At 66.4% G+C, this 17,528-nt stretch carries 10 protein-coding genes; 6 read left to right on the top strand and 4 right to left on the bottom strand.

Features of this window, described 5'->3' with window-relative positions; genetic code table 11:
• From tatB to LK539_RS12625, 4 genes are all read left to right on the top strand, one after another.
• On the top strand, positions 1–510 hold the full coding sequence (tatB, locus tag LK539_RS12640; protein WP_227801278.1) for a Sec-independent protein translocase protein TatB: 510 nt from the start codon (positions 1–3) through the stop codon (positions 508–510).
• Positions 511–1,266: a twin-arginine translocase subunit TatC gene (tatC, locus tag LK539_RS12635; RefSeq protein ID WP_227801277.1), complete on the top strand. Its 756-nt coding sequence runs from the start codon at positions 511–513 to the stop codon at positions 1,264–1,266.
• A gap of 130 nt (positions 1,267–1,396) precedes the next feature.
• Entirely contained in the window at positions 1,397–2,029 is a 633-nt protein-coding gene (locus LK539_RS12630) for a hypothetical protein (protein ID WP_227801276.1), read from the top strand.
• 183 nt (positions 2,030–2,212) lie between these two features.
• Positions 2,213–5,047 carry a pitrilysin family protein gene (locus LK539_RS12625; protein WP_227801275.1) on the top strand — a complete coding sequence of 945 codons (2,835 nt, stop codon included), beginning with the start codon at positions 2,213–2,215 and terminating at the stop codon, positions 5,045–5,047.
• 72 nt (positions 5,048–5,119) lie between these two features.
• On the opposite strand, the gene LK539_RS12620 is transcribed toward LK539_RS12625, so the two are convergent.
• The 4 genes from LK539_RS12620 to LK539_RS12605 form a co-directional block, all read right to left on the bottom strand.
• Positions 5,120–7,042 carry a DUF885 domain-containing protein gene (locus tag LK539_RS12620; RefSeq protein ID WP_227801274.1) on the bottom strand — a complete coding sequence of 641 codons (1,923 nt, stop codon included), beginning with the start codon at positions 7,040–7,042 and terminating at the stop codon, positions 5,120–5,122.
• 100 nt (positions 7,043–7,142) lie between these two features.
• Positions 7,143–7,625: a hypothetical protein gene (locus tag LK539_RS12615; protein WP_227801273.1), complete on the bottom strand. Its 483-nt coding sequence runs from the start codon at positions 7,623–7,625 to the stop codon at positions 7,143–7,145.
• Positions 7,626–7,683: 58 nt separating this feature from the next.
• Complete coding sequence (locus LK539_RS12610; RefSeq protein ID WP_227801272.1) at positions 7,684–11,805, bottom strand: DEAD/DEAH box helicase; 4,122 nt, start codon at positions 11,803–11,805, stop codon at positions 7,684–7,686.
• Positions 11,802–13,715, bottom strand: coding sequence for a prolyl oligopeptidase family serine peptidase (locus LK539_RS12605; protein WP_227801271.1), 1,914 nt, complete (start codon positions 13,713–13,715; stop codon positions 11,802–11,804). The genes LK539_RS12610 and LK539_RS12605 overlap by 4 nt, the downstream gene beginning before the upstream one ends.
• 93 nt (positions 13,716–13,808) lie before the next feature.
• Between LK539_RS12605 and hemE the strand changes: the two genes are divergently transcribed.
• Together hemE and LK539_RS12595 are read left to right on the top strand one after the other, a co-directional pair.
• Positions 13,809–14,891 (top strand): uroporphyrinogen decarboxylase, encoded by a 1,083-nt coding sequence (gene hemE / locus LK539_RS12600; RefSeq protein WP_227801270.1) that lies wholly within the window; start codon positions 13,809–13,811, stop codon positions 14,889–14,891.
• Between the two features lie 582 nt (positions 14,892–15,473).
• Positions 15,474–17,480, top strand: coding sequence for a primosomal protein N' (locus LK539_RS12595; RefSeq protein ID WP_227801269.1), 2,007 nt, complete (start codon positions 15,474–15,476; stop codon positions 17,478–17,480).
• Positions 17,481–17,528 lie beyond the last annotated feature (48 nt).

Genomic DNA, 17,528 nt, shown 5'->3' with positions numbered 1-17,528 from the left:
ATGATCGATCTCGGACTGTCGAAACTGGCGATCATCGGCGTTGTCGCGCTGATCGTGATCGGCCCTGAAAAGCTGCCGAAAGTGGCGCGCATGGCAGGCACCCTGTACGGGCGCGCCCAGCGCTACCTGCACGACGTCAAGTCCGAGGTCAGCCGCGAAATCGAGCTCGACGAACTGCGCAACCTGCACAAGGAAGTGCACGAGAGCGCAGCTTCATTCAAGGCCGATGTCGAGCAGTCCATGTCCAGCCATGTCGACGAGGTCGAGGCGCTGTGGGACGGCAGGGAACACGCGTCTTCTTCCACCACGTCGTCGACCCATTCCTACGTCAGCACCACCGACATCGAGCGCAAGGCGCGCGACTTCCGCCGCAAGAAACTGGTGCGCACCTCCGCCGTCCCGAGCTGGTACAAGCATCGCCACGGCGGCAAGACCCATGTGCTGTCGGGCGCCGCGCGCGTGCGCAAGTTCCGCCCCGGCTCCAGCAAATCAAAGAGTTCGTTTTTCTAAATGACCGAAGAAGCCGCAGGCGAAGAAACCTTCATTTCCCACCTCGTCGAACTGCGTGACCGCCTGGTCAAGGCGTCGATCGGGATCGCCATTGCCTGCGCAGCGCTGTTCATCTGGCCAGGACCCGCGCAGGTCTACGACCTGCTGGCCGCGCCGATGATCGCTTCGCTGCCGCCCGGCGCCAAGATGATCGCCACCGGCGTCGTCTCGCCCTTCCTGGTACCGATGAAAGTCACGCTGCTGCTGGCCTTCATCCTGTCGCTGCCCTGGGTGTTCTACCAGCTGTGGGCCTTCGTCGCGCCCGGCCTCTATGCGCACGAGAAGCGCCTGGTGCTGCCGCTGGTGATCTCGTCATCGCTGCTGTTCATTGGCGGCGTGGCCTTCTGCTACTTCTTCGTGTTCGGGCGGGTGTTCCACTTCATCGGCGAATTTGCCCCGGCCTCGATCGCGGTCACGCCAGACATCGAGAACTACCTCGACTTCGTCATGTCGATGTGCCTGGCCTTCGGCGCGACGTTTGAAGTGCCGGTGGTGGTGGTGATCCTGGTGCGCATGGGGATCGTCAGCATCGAGAAGCTGCGCGAAGTGCGCTCCTATGTGATCGTCGGCGCCTTCGTCATTGCCGCCATCGTGACGCCGCCGGACGTGGTCAGCCAGCTGGCGCTGGCCATTCCGATGTGCCTGCTCTACGAACTGGGCCTGCTGGTGGCGCCGATGTTCGCGCGCATGACCCGGGCGCCGGAAGAAACGGCCTGAGATGCCGGCCCGCGCCCATGCTGAAGGCATGAACGGCGCGCGCCGGCTACTGCACTCCTTCCAGGCGCTGGACCGCACGGCCCAATGCTATCTGGTCTTCAGCCTGCCGCTCGCCTTCGCGGTCCTGCTGATGCTTGCCGCTCCCGGCCAGGAAACGGCGCGCGAGCTGTGCTCCACCATCGCGACGGCGGGCTTCGCCGCCGGCTTCGCCCTGTGGCTGCAACCCGTCGTGCTCGGCTTTCTGCAACGGCGGCCCGGCAAGCTCGCGCTGGCCGTGATCCACGCCTTTCTCCTGCTGGTGTCGCTGGCGATCGCACGCCACGTCGTCGCGGCCGCGACCGGCCTGCCGCCCCAGGATTTCGACCTGACCGTGGGCTTTGTGGCCCTGGCCTGCTACCTGCCCGCCATGGCGCTCGCCGCCACCGTCGCGACCGGCATCGCCGCGCTCGTGTTCCAGCTCCTGTTCTTCGCCCGCAGCCTGCTGCGCAAGCCGCTGCGCGCCGTGGCCATGGCCGCCGGCCACATGACCGGCGCGCTCGCCCTCGTCAGCCTGGCCTCGCAGCTGCTGCAGGAGGCGGAACGCCAGCATCACCACCTGTATCCCGCCGTGCGCTGGATCGCCTACTACAGTGACTACCAGGCGCTGCCGCGCTATCCCGGCATCGCGCCCGGTGCGCGCGTGCGGCTGCACGAGAACGGCGTCGTCTCCACCGCGACCAGGCAGGGCGGCAGCGTGAGCATCGCGGTCGGCCGCGCCGACTGAACGCCTGAGCTGCTGTCGCCTGGTCACAACGTCACAGCGCGTCCGGTCGCGTCATGCTATGCCGCCGGGATCGTTTGGCGCTTCCTCGACATCATTGCTGGAAGTAAAGTAACAATCATGTGAAGATTGCATTGCTGTACTAGTTGGGATGTGCAGCATCCGCATACATACTGGATCAATCACATGTCGACGCCACTGTTCGCTTCCTCCCAGTCCTTCGCCATCTTCTTCAAGCTCGGCAGGGCGCTGCTGGCCTGCGCCGCCTGCGTCGTTTCCCTGTCCGTCTGCGCCGCCCCCGCGCGCGGCGATCCCTTGCCGGTCGATCCGCAACTCCGGATGGGCAAGCTGGCCAACGGCCTGAGCTACTACATCCAGAAAAACGCGACGCCGGCGCAACGCGTCGAGCTGCGCCTGGTCCTGAATGCCGGTTCGATCCTGGAGGACGACGACCAGCGCGGCGCCGCCCACTTCGTCGAACACCTGGCCTTCAACGGCAGCACCCATTTCAGAAAGCAGGAACTGAAGGCCTATCTGCAGTCGATCGGGATGCGTGCCGGCGCCGACCTGAACGCCTTCACCGGCTTCGATTCGACCTACTACATATTGCCGCTTCCGACCGACAAGCCGGAGAACCTCGGCAAAGGGCTGCTGATCCTGGAAGACTGGGCGCATGGCGTGACCATGAGCGACGAGGCCATCGAAGACGAGCGCAAGATCATTCTCGAGGAAAAGCGGCTGCGCTACGGCTACGTCAATCGGACCCGCGATGCGACACTGCCCACGCTGGCCAACGGTTCCCGGTACAAGGATCGCCTGGCGATCGGCACCGAGGAATCGATCGCCACCAACCGTCCAGAGGCGCTGCGGCGCTTCTACCGCGACTGGTACCGGCCCGACCTGATGGCGGTGATCGTGGTCGGCGACATCGACCCGGACGAGACCGAGCGGATGGTGCGCCAGCGCTTCGGCCAGTTGAAGATGCCCGCGTCGCCGCGCCCGCGCCCGCAGTTCCCCTTGCCGCCGCTCGGCGAACCCAATGCGCTGGTCTACGCCGACCGGGAGGCTCCGGGCAGCAATCTGCAGCTTGTCTACGCCACCTACCGGCGCGCGCCGTCGGCCACCGCCGGGGAATACCGCGACGGGCTGGTGCGCCGCCTGTTCGCGCAACTGATGGGCGCGCGCATGGCGCGCCAGCCCGTGCAGAATGGCTCCGCCGGCGAGATGCCGATGCCCTTCGGGGCCAACCAGCGCATGTATGCCGCCACCGCCGCGATCGGCCCGGCGGGCGTGCACCAGGCCATCGATGTCCTGGTGGGCGAAAACCAGCGCGTGCGGCAGTTCGGCTTTTCCGAGTCCGAGCTCGAGCTGGCCAAGCGCAGCTTCATGGCCAGGTACGAACACCAGTACCTGGCGCGCGACACGCGCAGCTCCAGGGCCGTGGTGGAGGACTACCAGCGCCACTTCCTGGCCGGCGAACCCCTGCTCGGCATCGAACAGGAGATCGGATACGTCCGGACCTGGGTGCCCGGCGTGACGCTGGATGAAATCAATGCCTACGCCAGGACGATCATCCCGGCAGAAGGTCCGCGTATGCTGCTCTACACCACCGGCACGGCCCAGCCGGCGCCGACCGGCGCGCAACTGCTCGCCACGGTGCAAACGGCCCTGACGGCCACCAGGCGGATGAGCGTGGACAAGGCCGTGCCCACCCAGCTGGCGGTAAAGAAACCCGAGCCCGGCGCCATCGTCGCGCAAGTCGAGGACAAGGAGCTCGGCGTCACCCGCCTGGTGCTGTCGAACGGCGTGAAGGTGGTGCTCAAGCCGACGCCGTTCAGCAAGGACAGCGTGCAGATGTCGGCTGCCCGCCCGGGGGGACAAATGCTGTTTGCCGACGCCGACAGGCATGCGCTGCGCTTCGCCGGCGCACTGAACAGCGTCATGGGCGCCGGTCCGCACAGCCAGTCCGACCTGCGCCGCATCCTCGCCGGGAAGAACCTCAGCTTCAACACCGGCATGAGCGGCTATGCCGATCATGTGCACGGAGGCGTCAACGGCGCCGACCTGGAGACGCTGCTGCAGCTGAACTACCTGGCGATGACGGCGCCGCGCCGCGACAAGGCGACATTCCGCAGCTTCGTGAATACCAATGCGGAGCTGGCGCTGACCCGGGCGAGCATGCCCGAGGCGCGCTTTGGCGATGCGCGCAACCAGGCCGTGTACGGCGGCCACCCCCGCGTCGAACTGCGGGCCCGTCCCGAAGACTATCGCGGCCTGGACATGGACCGCACGCTCGACCTGTTCCGTTCGCGCATGGACAGTGCCAAGGGCATGACCTTCTTCTTCGTCGGCGACTTCGAAGTCGACACCCTCAAGCCCTTGCTGGCGACCTGGGTCGCCACCTTGCCGGTGGGCGAGCTGCCGCTGCAGTACCGCGACCCGGGCATCCGCCAGGTGGCGGGCGTAACCAGGCGCGAATTCCGTGCCGGCACCGAACAGAAGAGCGTGGTGTCCTTCGATTTCGGCGGCGACGTCGCGTACTCCAAAGATGAATCGATGGCCTTCCTGGCGATGATCGATGTCCTGAACATCCGTATCAAAGCCGCCTTGCGCGACCACCACCAGTTGATCTACGCCGGCGAGGCGGTCGGCAAGTACGGGCGGATTCCGCGTCCGTCCTACTCGGTCTCGATCGGTCTGCCGACCGCGCCGCAGAACGTCGAGAAGCTGGAATCCACCCTGTGGGCCGAGATCGCGGAGCTGCAGGACAATGGACCGGTGCCTGCCGACCTGGACAAGGCCAAACAGGCGATGCTGCAGACCTATCGCAAATCGGTCAAGGAAAACAGCTACTGGAGGCAGCGCCTGGAAAGTGCGGAGCTGGAGGGAGACGATCCGCGCGACATCCTGACCGTGGAACGGCGCCTCGACGCGGTGACTCCGGCGCAGGTGCAGGCGGCGGCAAGACGCTTCCTCGACAGGGAGCGCTACGTGGAGATGGTGCTCAAGCCCGAAGCCTGATCGTCAATAGAACAAGCGGCCAAAAAAAAGCCGGGACAAGTGTCCCGGCATTTTTTTGCGCTGGTGCTTGGCTTACTGATTCATCAGTTCAGCAATCATCTTCACCGGCGCATTGCCATAGCCGAGGAACTGGTCGTGGAATTCCTTCAGGTTGAAGCGATCGCCCAACTGCTGGCGGCGGCGCTCGCGCAGCTCCATGATCTGCTCGTAGCCGCTGTAGTAGCTGGTCAGCTGCACCGAAGTGAGCTGCACGCGGCGCCACTTCTCGTCGGCTTCCTGGCGGGTCTGGAAGGCCTGGCGCGTCAGCAGGTCGATGGCACCCGCCTGGCCCATGCCGAGCACGTGGACGCTGTAGTCGAGGATGGTGTTGGTGACGCTGCGCAGGTTCCACTTCGAGTACATCAGCCACATCTCGGGCGCGTTGTCGCCGTAGCCGTTCTCCAGCATCATGCGCTCGCCGTAGACCGCCCAGCCCTCGACCATGGCGCCGTTCCCGAACAGCGACTTCACCAGCGAGGGCGAACGGTTCGCGTACACCAGCTGCGCGTAGTGGCCAGGGATCGCTTCGTGGATGTTCAGGATCTGCAGGATCCACTCGTTGTATTCGCGCAGGCTGCTCTCGGCCTGTTCCGGGCTCAGGCCGTCCAGCGGGGTGACGTTGTAATAAGTCTTGTCCTTCGGGCGGTAGGGGCCGGGCGCGTCGATGCTGGCACCGGCCACGCCGCGCTGGTACATCGGGGTCTCGCGCACCTCGAGCGGCTTGTCGGCGTCCAGCGTGAGCAGATTCTTCTCGGTGACGAATTTGTGCAGCGCCGGAATCTGGCGGCGGATCTCCGGCAGGAAGTTCTCGCGCGCGACGTGGCGCTCGGAGAGCTTGTTGATCATCATGCCGATCTTCTGGAAGCGGTCGCGGGGCTTGTTCACGCCCGCCATGTAGCGTGGCCACAGCTCGTCCGAGATGCTGTCCATGCGGGCCAGCAGCTCTTCGCGCGTGGCCAGCGCCTTGCGGAAGGTCTGTTCGGCGCTGCTGGAAGACTGGATCTCGAGCGCGAACTTCTGCTCGTACAGTGCCTTCCCGGCGCGGAAGGGGCGCGGCTTGCCTGCCCCATCCTGGGCGTTCTTTTCCAGCGCCGTCAGGTGGTCGACATAGGCCAGCACCGAGCTGCCCGCGTTGGCGATGCGCTGCGCGAAAATCGCCTTTTCCTGCTGGTTCAGGATCGATTCCTGGGCCGCCTTGCCGAGGTCGGCCAGCACTGCAATGGTGCCCGGCGCCTGCGCGATCGCGAGCTGGGTGTGCTCGCGGGTCGGGTTGACGATCGACGCCTGGGCCGCCTCGTAGTAGGCCGGCACGTTGGCCAGGCGCTTGAGGATGGTGCGCAGGCGCTGCGGCTTGGCCGCGTACTCGGTGCTGAGGATCAGGTCGAGCGGCTGGGCGATGTTGTACAGCGAGGGATTCCACTCGTACTCGCGCCAGGTCGTCAGGTTCCAGCGGTCCTTTTCCAGCTTGTTCACCAGCAGGGCCAGGTCGGTGCGCTGGCGCGGCGACAGCTGGCGGGTATCGAGCTTGTTGAACTTGTCCAGCCACTCGTTGGCGAAGGCGAGCTTTTTCGCACGCGTCGCGGCGTCGGGGATGGTCAGGTTGGCGGCCTGGTCGAACTTGCCGACGTAGATGCCGCCTTCCGGATCGACCCGCCACAGCGCGGTCAGGTACTGCATGCTCATCGAATCGAAGCGGCGGTCGAGGCGCTTCTCGTTCGCGTTAACGACCGGCGCGGCCGCGACCGGTGCTGCCGCCACTGCGGTGGCCGCGGCGGCGGCGGCGACCGCAGTCTTCTTGCCGGACTTCTTGACCGGCGCTTTTGCCTTGTTCGTTTTCGATTTGACCACCTTGGCGGCTTTCGCCTTGCCCTTGGCGGGCTTGGTGGTCTTGGCGCTGGCGGGGGCCAGCGCGAAACTCGCCAGCAGCACGGCCAGCGCAATCTTCGTTTTCATCATCCTGTTCGAACCCTAGGGAGTAAAAGGTCGGAGCCACGGAAGAGTAGCACCATTCAGGCCGCTTGCGGGGCGCTGAAACATTCCGACACTTAGTGTTTGCTTAATCGACGGCGCCGGAGCGGATCATCTGCTGGTGAAGGGCATTGATGGTTTCGACAGCCTGGCGCCCGCGCGCGATGTGGTGCAGGACGATCTCGCTCTCTTTGGTAAAGCGGTGCCCGATGCGCACGGTGTAGGAGCGCGTCGCCCAGCTGACGAAACCGTTGACGTAGGTGGCGTCATCCATGTCGCGCCACTTCACCCCTTGCACGCCCTTCGCCCACGGCAGCACGCCCGACACGACCCAGACGCCGACCTCGTCGTAGTACAGCTGCACGCTGCGCACCTGAAGAAACTGGTAGCCGACGATCAGGGCCGAAGCACCCAGCACGCCAGCAGCCGCCATCTCGTTCCAGTGGAAGGCCAGCGGCAGGGCGACGAAGAACAGCAGCACGGCCAGCGCAAGCACGCCGGCGTAGGCGAGCCAGGATTTGACACCGATGACACGGGCTTGCGCCGGCCTTGCCGCTTTGTCCAGTTCCATGTGGGTTATCTCATCAATAAAGCGGCATCATCACATGGAGCCCGTGCCGGAATCAAGTTCAGGACAGGCTCAGGCCCTGCTTCAGCATCATCAGCATGTCGCCGGGCGACATGCGCGCCGCCATCTCGGTGCCTTCGAGCAGGCTGTCGGCCAGGTCGCGCTTGCGACCGTGCAGTTCGACGATGCCTTCCTCGATGGTGCCGCGCGCCACCAGGCGGTAGATGGTCACGGGGCGCAGCTGGCCCATGCGGTGGGCGCGGTCCGAGGCCTGGTCTTCCACCGCCGGGTTCCACCACGGGTCCATGTGGATCACGTAGTCGGCCGCCGTCAGGTTGATGCCGACGCCGCCCGCCTTCAGGCTGATGAGGAACAGCTCGCCCTCGCCGGCCTGGAAGGCGTCGACGCGGCGCTTGCGTTCCTGCATGGGCGTGGCGCCGTCCAGGTACTGGTAGGGGATCTGCTTGCCGTCGAGGTACTTGCGGATCAGGGTCAGGTGGTCGACGAACTGGCTGAACACCAGCACCTTGTGGCGGTTCTCAAGCAGGCCGTCGACCAGGCGCGCAAAGGCGATCAGCTTGCTGCTGGCGATGCCGGCGCCCGGCGCCACCAGCTCCGGATTGCAGACCGCGCGGCGCAGCCGCATCATCTCGGCCAGGATCTCGATCGACTTCTGGCTTTCCGGCGCTTCCAGCGCGGCCAGCTTGTCGAGCGCTTCACGGCGCAGCGACTCGTACAGCGCGGTCTCTTCCTGGGTCAGTTCGACCGGCACCACGATCTCGGTGCGCGGCGGCAGTTCGGTCAGCACCTGGGCCTTGGTGCGGCGCAGGATGAAGGGCTGTGTCAGGCGGCGCAGGCGCGCCCGCGCCCCCGCTTCGGCGCGCTTGTCCTGGGCCTTTTCGATCGGTCCGGCAAAGCGCAGCTGGAACTGGTCTGCGCTGCCCAGCAGGCCCGGGTTGATGAACCTGAACAGGTTCCACAGCTCGCCCAGGTGGTTCTCCAACGGCGTGCCGGTGGCCGCCATGCGGAAGTTCCCCTGCAGCGCCATCACGGCCTGCGAACGCTTGGTGTGCATGTTCTTGATGGCCTGGGCTTCGTCGAGCACGATGCTGTGCCAGGGCTTCTTCGCGAACAGCGGCGCTTCCTGTTGCAGCAGGCCGTAGCTCGCCACCACCACGTCAAAGGGGCCGGCTTCGTCCAGCATCGTGGCCCGGTCGCCGGGCCCGAACAGCTTGAGATTCAGGGTCGGTGCGAAGCGCTGGGCTTCGGCGATCCAGTTCAGGCACACCGAAGTCGGCGCCACCACCAGGGCCGGGCCGTCCTTGGCGCGGGTGAGCAGCAGGGCCAGCGCCTGCAGGGTCTTGCCCAGTCCCATATCGTCGGCCAGGCAGGCGCCCACGCCCCAGTGGGCCAGGCGTCCCAGCCACTCGAAGCCTTCGCGCTGGTAGTCGCGCAAGTCGGCCTGCAGGGTAGAAGGCAGCGCCGGCGTAAAGGCTTCGCTGTCGGCGATACGTTTCAGGTGCTTGCGCCAGGCGTCGTCGCTGCTCACCTCTCCCGCATCGCGCGCGAGTTCCGCCAGCGAGAAGCTGGCCAGCGGATGCACGCGCAGCTCGTCGCCATTCATGGTGCCGTAGTCGGCCAGCTCCATCAGGCGGCGGTGCAGTTCGTCGCTCAGGGCAAGGTATTCGTTGTCGCCCAGGGCCACGAAGCGGCTCTTACCTTCGCGTAGGCGCTCGAGCAGCGAGCGCAGGCTCATTACACGCTGCTCGTCGACCACGATGTCGCCATTGGCCGCGAACCAGTCGCGGTCGCGCCGGATCTGGATGCGCACCGATTTCGAATTCGCGCGCTTGGACACGCGGAACTTCTCGCCTTCCGGCCAGGCCACCACCACCTTGCTTGAATCCAGGCTGCGCAGCTCGTCCACCAGCTCCAGGCATTGCAGGGGCTGGCCCAGCAGCCATTCGCCATGTTCCAGCTCTCCGTGTTCGAGCGCGTGGCAGGCGCCGATCAACTGGCGCTCGGCCTCGCGCTCCGCTTTCAGGTCGCGCCTGGCTTCGGTACGGATGCCGTTCACGTCGGCGATCACGCTTTCCGCGCCGGCGCCGGGCGAGTAATAGGCGCCATTGTCCAGCGGGCGCACCAGCACCTGCATGCTCATGCCCTGTTGATAGGGGCGCAGGTGCAGGTGCAGGCGCGGGTCGCTTGCGACCTGCTCGATGTCGCCGGGGCTGGCGCCGATGTCCGACTGCACCGTGACGATCGAGGAGATCGCGCTGATCGCGCGCAGCACGCGGCGTTCGGCTTCCACCGGCACTTCCAGTCCCTCGCCGACGATCGCCGCGATGCGGCGGTGCTCCTCGCCCACGCGCACCAGGCGCAGGCGGGTCGGGGTCTCGCGGGTGATGATCACGTCGCCGTCCTGGTCGTTCGGCGCGGGATGCAGCGAGATGGTCACCTTGCCGCCACGCGCCTTCACGTGCAGCTCGGGCTCGCCCGGCAGCAGCTCGACCCGGGTGCCGGGCGAATCCATCCAGAACAGCAGCGGGTGGCCCACCAGGGCGGCCAGCGCCTTGTCCAGCTCGAACTCGAAGCGGATGCCGGTGCTGCCGTAGTAGCGGCGGCCGGCGATGCTGGACACGGCCTGCACGTCCTGGGCGGTAAGGAAGTCCAGCTCCTGGGCGTCTTCGGCCAGGCGCTTCAGGCCGATGGCGCGGCCGCGGCTCCAGCCTCCCTGCGCGTCGCGCTTCTGCTCGCGCGGCTCCAGCTCGCGCACGCCCATGTGCTCGTCGTAGCGGATCATCCACACCAGGCGCGACTCGCGCACCACTTCGGCATTCAGGGCCGGCTGCAGGTTGATCAGGGCGTTGAGCTGGCGTTCCCAGGGCTCTTCGCGTTCGAACCAGTGGGTCAGGTCGGAGAAGCGGTGCGCACGGCGCAGTTCGCTGGCTCGCGCCTCATGGGCGACGGCGCCCGGACCGCCGATCTGGCCCAGCAGCGCGGCCAGCTGGGCCGACAGCAGGTCGAAGCCGGCCCGTTCGGATTGCGCCAGCATGTCTTCGATGTCCTGGCGCTTGCCCTGCAGTTGCGGCAGTCCGAGCCAGTGGTGCATCAGGGCGCGGAAGGTGAAGGGCTCGAGCGCCATCTCCCAGCTGCGCGAGGCCAGTACCTCGGCGTCCACGGTACCGCGCCGGATCTCTTGCAGCATGCTGAGCTGGAAGACCACGGCCGTCTCCGGGCGCTGCACCGCGCGCGTGGCGATGTCGAGCCAGGCGTCGGCCAGTTTCAGCTGCGCCGGCCCGTTGCCGCGCAGGAGGGCGGCAAGATACAGGTGGGCGCCGATGCCATCGAAAATGGCTTTGCGCTTGCCGGTCTCGCGGCGGAGCAGCTTCAGCGACTTGTCGATGTCGGGCAGGGCGGCGTCCGGGTCGTCGCGCAGCAGGGCGACCACGCTGCGCAGGAACAGCCCGGGCGCGTCAAGCACGTCGGCCAGCAGGGCGAGGGCCTCGTCGAGACGGCCGCAGAGGATGAAGTGCTCGGCCAGCGCGATGCGCAGGCCGACCGAGGCGTCTCCCTGCGCCGCATGCGCTTCGGCCACCGCGCGGATGGCAGGCGCCAGCGCCGGTTCGCGCTGCGCATGCTTCACCAGCTCGGCCAGCACGCTGTCGCGCAGGTAGGGATGGATGCGTTCGATGAGCGCGGGTGCAAAAGGGCGGGCGCAGACGTCGACCAGCGGATGCAGGTAGGCCGCTTCGTGGCAGCGCAGGCAGGCGTCCAGCAGCGGCATCACGACCGTGGCGTTCTCGCCGGCGAGCAGGGCCATGCGCAGCAGCGCCAGGCCCTGGCGGTAGCTGCGCAGGATCGGCGTGCCCTGCCAGTCGCGGCGCAGCGGCGTGACGCGTTCGTAGGCGGCCTGCAGCGCCCCGAACAGCCCCGTGTCCAGCGCATGTTCCAGCGCCGGCCAGGTGGCCGCCGGGGCGATCGCAAAGCCGCGTCCCACGACTTCCGTCACGAGCGCGAGCTCACGCAGGCGTTCGAGTTCGGCCGCCCACTGCCCCTCCGGCAGCGGCAGGCCGGCAGCCATCAGGTGTTCGAGGATGCGCTGGCGGCCCATCGGCTCGCCGCTCAATGCCAGCAGGGACAGGATGGCCTGCTCGCCCGCGTTCAGGTCGTTCAAGGTCATGCAGCGGGCAGGTTCTCGATCTCCACCGCTGGCAGTCCGGCGGGGACGGGCATGCCGAACACGCGCAGGTAGAACACCAGCTCCGCCTCCAGCGTCTTCACCACACTCTCCGCCTTGCGGAAGCCGTGGCCTTCGCCTTCCAGGGTGATGTAGGCCACCGGCACCTGGCGTGCACGCAGCGCCTCGACCATGGTTTCGGACTGCTGCGGCGGCACCACCATGTCGTCCAGGCCCTGGAAGAAGATCATCGGGCGCGTCAGCTTCTCGGTGTGGTGGATCGGCGAACGTTCGCGGTAGACCTGCTCGGCGCGTTCGGGCGGCGCGATCAGGTACTGGTTGTAGTGCGATTCGAACTTGTGCGAGTCCGCGTCCAGGCCGGCCAGGTCGGACACGCCGTAGTAACAGGCGCCGGCCTGGAACACGTCGTGGAAAGCGAGGGCGGAGAGCGTCGTCAAGCCGCCGGCGCTGCTGCCGCGCACCAGCAGGCGGCGCGGATCGGCCAGGCCCTGGCTGGCAAGGTGGCGCGCGCCCGCCACGCAGTCCTCGACATCGACCACGCCCCACTGGCCCTTGAGCAGGTCGCGGTAGGCGCGCCCGAAGCCGGTGCTGCCGCCGTAGTTCACGTCCAGCACCGCGAAGCCGCGGCTGGTCCAGAACTGGGTGGCCAGCTTCAGGGTGCTGGCTGCCATGCCGGTGGGGCCGCCGTGGCCGATGACGATCAGGGGCGGCAGTTCGCCGTCTTGCGGCGCAAAATCGGCATTCGTCGGCGGATAGTGGAAGGCGTTGGCAGTGCGGCCGTTCGCGCTTGGGTAGCTGATCGAACGGGGAACCGAGAGATAGCCGACGGGCGGCAACTGCGCGATCGAGCGCGCCAGTACCTCGTGCTGGCCGCCATCCAGGTCGATGCGCGCCAGTTCGAGCGCCACCGTCGGTGCGCCGCCCAGCAGCGCGACCGTCTGCGCGTTCACGCGCAGTTCGCGGATTTCTTCATAGGGCGTGGCGATCTCGGTCAGTTCGCCGCCGCGGAGGCGCCCCAGCTTGCTGACACCGCCTTCGATGTAGGCGCAGACAATGTCATCTTCCGCGCGGAAGCCGTAGAGCGAGCCGCCGAAGGTCCACTGCGGGCCGCCGAATTCGGCGTCGCGCGGGCACAGCGCCCCCACCACGCCGCCTTCGTACCGGTACAGATTCCACCAGCCGCTGCGGTCGGACACGAAGTGCAGCACGCCGCCCGGCGACCATTCCGGCTGGCAGATGGATTCCTGCGGGCCGCCCGCCACCAGCCGGCCATTGGCCAGCGTGCCGTCGTCCTGGATGTCGGCCAGCCACAGCTCGCTGCCTTCCCAGGGCATGCGCGGATGGTCCCAGCACAGCCAGGCCAGATGGCGCCCGTCCGGGGAGATGCGCGGCGCGGCGTAGAAGTCGTTGCCGTCCACCAGAACGGTCTCGCTGCCGTCGAAACCGATGGCGGCGATGGTGTTCTCGGGGTAGTGGCCGCCGGCGGAGTGGTCTTCGCGAACGCTGATCAAACGCCGGCGCGGTGCGTCGACCACGAAGTCGGCATAGCGCTGCCTGTTGTCTTCCGCCGTGACCGCGACCGGCTGGGCGCCGGCGTCGACGCGGTAAAGACGGCTGTCGGCATGGTTGGAGAACCATGCGCTGCCACCGGCAACGACATGGGCGCCGCCGCCGTACTCGTGCACCTTGCTGCGCACGTTGAAGGGCGCGGGCGTCAGTTCGCCCCAAGTGGAGACCAGGGTCGAGCGTCCCGCCTCGCTGGCCCGGCCTTCCAGCCAGTACACAGCGGCGCCATCGAGCATGAGCGAGGCCAGCGGCGTGGCGCCGGCCGCGACAACGGATGCGGTGATCGGGGACGTCCAGGTGCCGCACGGGGCTTGCTGTTTGCTCATGGCAGGTTCTCTCAATTGGGCAAGAAACGCATTATAAGTGCACCCCCAAAGATGCGATAATGGAGGTTTTCCCTCCGAATCCGATTGTCAGCCATGCCACAATTTGCCCCGCTTCAGAACGACACCTTCCTGCGTGCGCTGCTGCGCCAGCCGACTGACTACACCCCGGTGTGGCTGATGCGCCAGGCGGGACGCTACCTGCCGGAATACCGCGCCACGCGCCAGCAGGCCGGTTCCTTCCTGGGCCTGGCAAAGAATCCGGATTTCGCCACCGAGGTCACGCTGCAGCCGCTCGATCGCTATCCGCTGGACGCGTCGATCCTGTTCTCGGACATCCTGACCGTGCCGGACGCGATGGGCCTGGGCCTGTATTTCGCCGACGGCGAAGGCCCGAAGTTCGAGCGCCCGCTGCGCACGGAAGCGGAAGTGCGCGCCCTCCAGGTACCGGATATGGCGTCGCTCGACTATGTCTTCAAGGCGGTGACCCAGATCCGCACCGCGATCAACGGCCGCGTGCCCCTGATCGGCTTCTCGGGCAGCCCGTGGACGCTGGCCTGCTACATGGTCGAAGGCGGCGGCTCGAAAGAATTCCACACCATCAAGAAGATGATGTACGCGCGTCCCGACCTGATGCACCACATCCTGGACACCAACGCGCGCGCAGTCAGCCAGTACCTGAACGCCCAGATCGACGCCGGCGCCCAGGCCGTGATGATCTTCGACTCCTGGGGCGGGGCGTTGGCCGACGGCGCCTACCAGGAATTCTCGCTGAACTACATGCGGCAGGTGGTGAGCCAGCTGCAACGCGAGAAGGATGGCGTGCGCATCCCGGCGATCGTGTTCACCAAGGGCGGCGGCCTGTGGCTGGACGAAATGGCCGACATCGGCGCCGACGCGCTGGGCCTGGACTGGACCGTCAACCTGGGCAAGGCGCGCGCCCTGGTGGGCGACCGCGTGGCCCTGCAGGGCAATCTCGACCCGGCGATCCTGTTCGCCGCGCCGGAGCAGATCCGGGCCGAAGTGGAGCGCTCCCTGAGCGCCTATGGACAACCCTCGGCAGGCCACGGCCACGTCTTCAACCTTGGCCACGGCATTTCGCAGTTCACCCCGCCGGAATCGGTGACGGCAATGGTAGAAGCCGTGCACGACTTCAGCCGCAAACAGCGCGCGGTGTAACCCGGGTCATTGCTGCGGCTTTTCGATCGGGTCTTGTGGACCCGATCGTTGCCGCAGCAAAATCACACTTGTTCACAAGTTCGTAAAACTTCAAAATTATTCCTGTGGACATCTTTGCCGGGCATGAAAAGACGTAAATCAATGATTCTTAAACGTTTTTTTCATGAGGGACTGTGGATTTACACAGTAGGTCCGGACCTTAAGAGGTAAATTGTCCAGGCTTCCTGTCCATTGTTCACAAAGTTATCCACACTGTGACTGATGAGCTGGGAAAAGTGCTTGGTTTACGCGGACTTAGCTCAACTCTTCAAGTAAGGTCTGAAGTTTCTGGTGCACCGCAACGAGTTTTCCCCTTACACATGTGCAGTTATGCACAGCAAGGCGATTCCAGCCCGGGTTGTTAACAGGGATAACTCTTGGTTTGTAAGACACTGATTTTATTGAATAATTTTTTGTTGTCCCAGCGAATCGCGCGTTTCGAGTTGATCTAACGTAAACCTCGATCACGGTCAAGTACAGCGCTATTCACAAAGTTTTCCACAGGCTTCTGGTTCTCGGCTCCGTCACTCAAGAAGGTTGGACTTGGCACACTGCTTCCTACAGGTTGCGCTCGACACACCGCTCAACAGCTGCTTCGACTACCGCTGGTCCTGCGAACCGGGCCAGGAGCCGCTTGTCGGCCAGCTGGTGCTGGTGCCCTTCGCGCGGCGCGAAGTGGTCGGCCTGATCGTCGCGGTCAAACAGGACACCGAGGTCCCGCTCGATAAACTGAAGGACGCGATCGCCGTGCGCAGCCAGCTTGCGCCGCTGCCCGAGCGCTGGATCGCACTGGCGCAGTTCGCCGCCGACTATTACCAGCGCCCGCTGGGCGAGGTGGCGCTGCCCGGCCTGCCAAAGAACCTGCGCGTGCCCAAGACCGTGGCGCTGGACCGCGCGCTCAAAAAACTGGCAAAGGACGACAGCGCGCACGATCCGACGCCTTCCGGCATGCCGGTGCTGAACCCGGCGCAGCAGGAAGCCGCCAACAGCATCGGCGGCGCCCAGGGCTTCACTCCGCTGCTGCTGTACGGCGTCACCGGCAGCGGCAAGACCGAGGTCTACCTGCAGGCCTGCGCCCAGGTACTGGGGCGCGACCAGGACGCCCAGATCCTGATCCTGGTCCCCGAGATCAACCTGACGCCCCAGCTGGAAGGGAATATCCGCGCGCGTTTCCCCGGCGTGATGCTGGCGACCCTGCACAGCAGCCTGTCCGAGGGCGAGCGCATGCTGCACTGGCTGGCCGCGCACGAGGGCCGGGCGCGCATCGTGCTGGGCACCCGGCTGGCGATCCTGTCCTCGCTGCCGAAGCTCAAGCTGATCGTCATCGACGAGGAGCACGACCCCTCGTACAAGCAGCAGGAAGGCCTGCGCTACTCGGCGCGCGACCTGGCGGTATGGCGCGCGCACCAGTTGGGCATCCCGATCGTGCTCGGTTCGGCCACGCCTTCGCTCGAGACCTGGCACCACGCGCAGTCCGGCCGCTACCGCAAGCTGGAGCTGCGCGAGCGCGCCGTGCGCGACGCCGTGCTGCCCACCGTGAAGCTGGTCGACATGGAGCGCGACCGCCCCAAGGACGGCCTGACCGGCTCCCTGATCGCGGCGCTGCGCGGGCGCCTCGACCGCGGCGAACAGTCGCTCCTGTTCCTGAACCGGCGCGGCTATGCCCCGGTGATCTGCTGCGACGCCTGCGGCTGGATCAGCAACTGCACCCGCTGCACCGCCTTCATGGTGCTGCACCGTCCCGAGCACCGGCTGCGCTGCCACCACTGCAGCCTGGAGCTGCGCATCCCGCGCCACTGCCCGACCTGCGGCAACGTCGACCTGCAGCCGCTCGGGCGCGGCACCCAGCGCATCGAGGAAGGCCTGGCGGCGATGTTCCCGGAAGCGCGCATCCTGCGCATCGACGCCGATTCCACGCGCCTGAAAGGCAGCGCCCAGGAAGCCTTCGACAGCGTGCACCGGGGGGAGGTGGACATCCTGGTCGGCACCCAGATGGTCGCCAAGGGCCACGACTTCAAGAAGCTCACGCTGGTGGGCATCCTGAACCCCGACACCGCGCTGTTCTCGCAGGATTACCGCGCCAGCGAGCGCCTGTTCGCCCAGCTGATGCAGGTGGCGGGCAGGGCGGGGCGCGCCGGGGCGGCCTCGGAAGTGCTGGTCCAGACCCGCTATGCCAGCCACCCGCTGTACGGCGCCGTGGTGCGCCACGACTACGACCGCTTCGCCGCCAGCCTGCTGGAAGAACGCCGCCAGGCCGGACTGCCGCCCTTCATGTACCAGGCGCTGCTGCGCGCCGAGGCGCCCGAGCTGGCCACGGCGATCGCCTTCCTGGAAGCGGCGCGCGACAGCCTGGTCTTCGATGCGGTGATGATCAACGATCCGATCCCGATGACGATGACGCGCGTGCACAACGTCGACCGCGCCCAGCTGCTGGTGGAGTCGGCCTCGCGCCCGGCGCTGCAGGCTTTTCTCCGCGAATGGGTCGAGATCCTGCGCGCCATGAAGTCGCGCGTGCGCTGGTCGCTGGAAGTCGATCCGCTCGATATCTAGACATCGTGGTCATCCGTGAGTTTCGGCGCACGGATTTTTGCTAGAGTG

Origin of the sequence: Massilia sp. IC2-476 (assembly GCF_020707295.1) — a bacterium.
Lineage (GTDB): Bacteria > Pseudomonadota > Gammaproteobacteria > Burkholderiales > Burkholderiaceae_D > Telluria.
This window is presented reverse-complemented; position numbering and strand designations above follow the sequence as displayed.

Bases quoted from the DNA above. Each gene is read 5' to 3' on its own strand.
- tatB (WP_227801278.1), top strand. From the start codon at position 1: ATGATCGATCTCGGACTGTCGAAACTGGCGATCATCGGCGTTGTCGCG.
- tatC (WP_227801277.1), top strand. From the start codon at position 511: ATGACCGAAGAAGCCGCAGGCGAAGAAACCTTCATTTCCCACCTCGTC.
- LK539_RS12630 (WP_227801276.1), top strand. From the start codon at position 1,397: ATGCTTGCCGCTCCCGGCCAGGAAACGGCGCGCGAGCTGTGCTCCACC.
- LK539_RS12625 (WP_227801275.1), top strand. From the start codon at position 2,213: ATGTCGACGCCACTGTTCGCTTCCTCCCAGTCCTTCGCCATCTTCTTC.
- LK539_RS12620 (WP_227801274.1), bottom strand. From the start codon at position 7,042: ATGATGAAAACGAAGATTGCGCTGGCCGTGCTGCTGGCGAGTTTCGCG.
- LK539_RS12615 (WP_227801273.1), bottom strand. From the start codon at position 7,625: ATGGAACTGGACAAAGCGGCAAGGCCGGCGCAAGCCCGTGTCATCGGT.
- LK539_RS12610 (WP_227801272.1), bottom strand. From the start codon at position 11,805: ATGACCTTGAACGACCTGAACGCGGGCGAGCAGGCCATCCTGTCCCTG.
- LK539_RS12605 (WP_227801271.1), bottom strand. From the start codon at position 13,715: ATGAGCAAACAGCAAGCCCCGTGCGGCACCTGGACGTCCCCGATCACC.
- hemE (WP_227801270.1), top strand. From the start codon at position 13,809: ATGCCACAATTTGCCCCGCTTCAGAACGACACCTTCCTGCGTGCGCTG.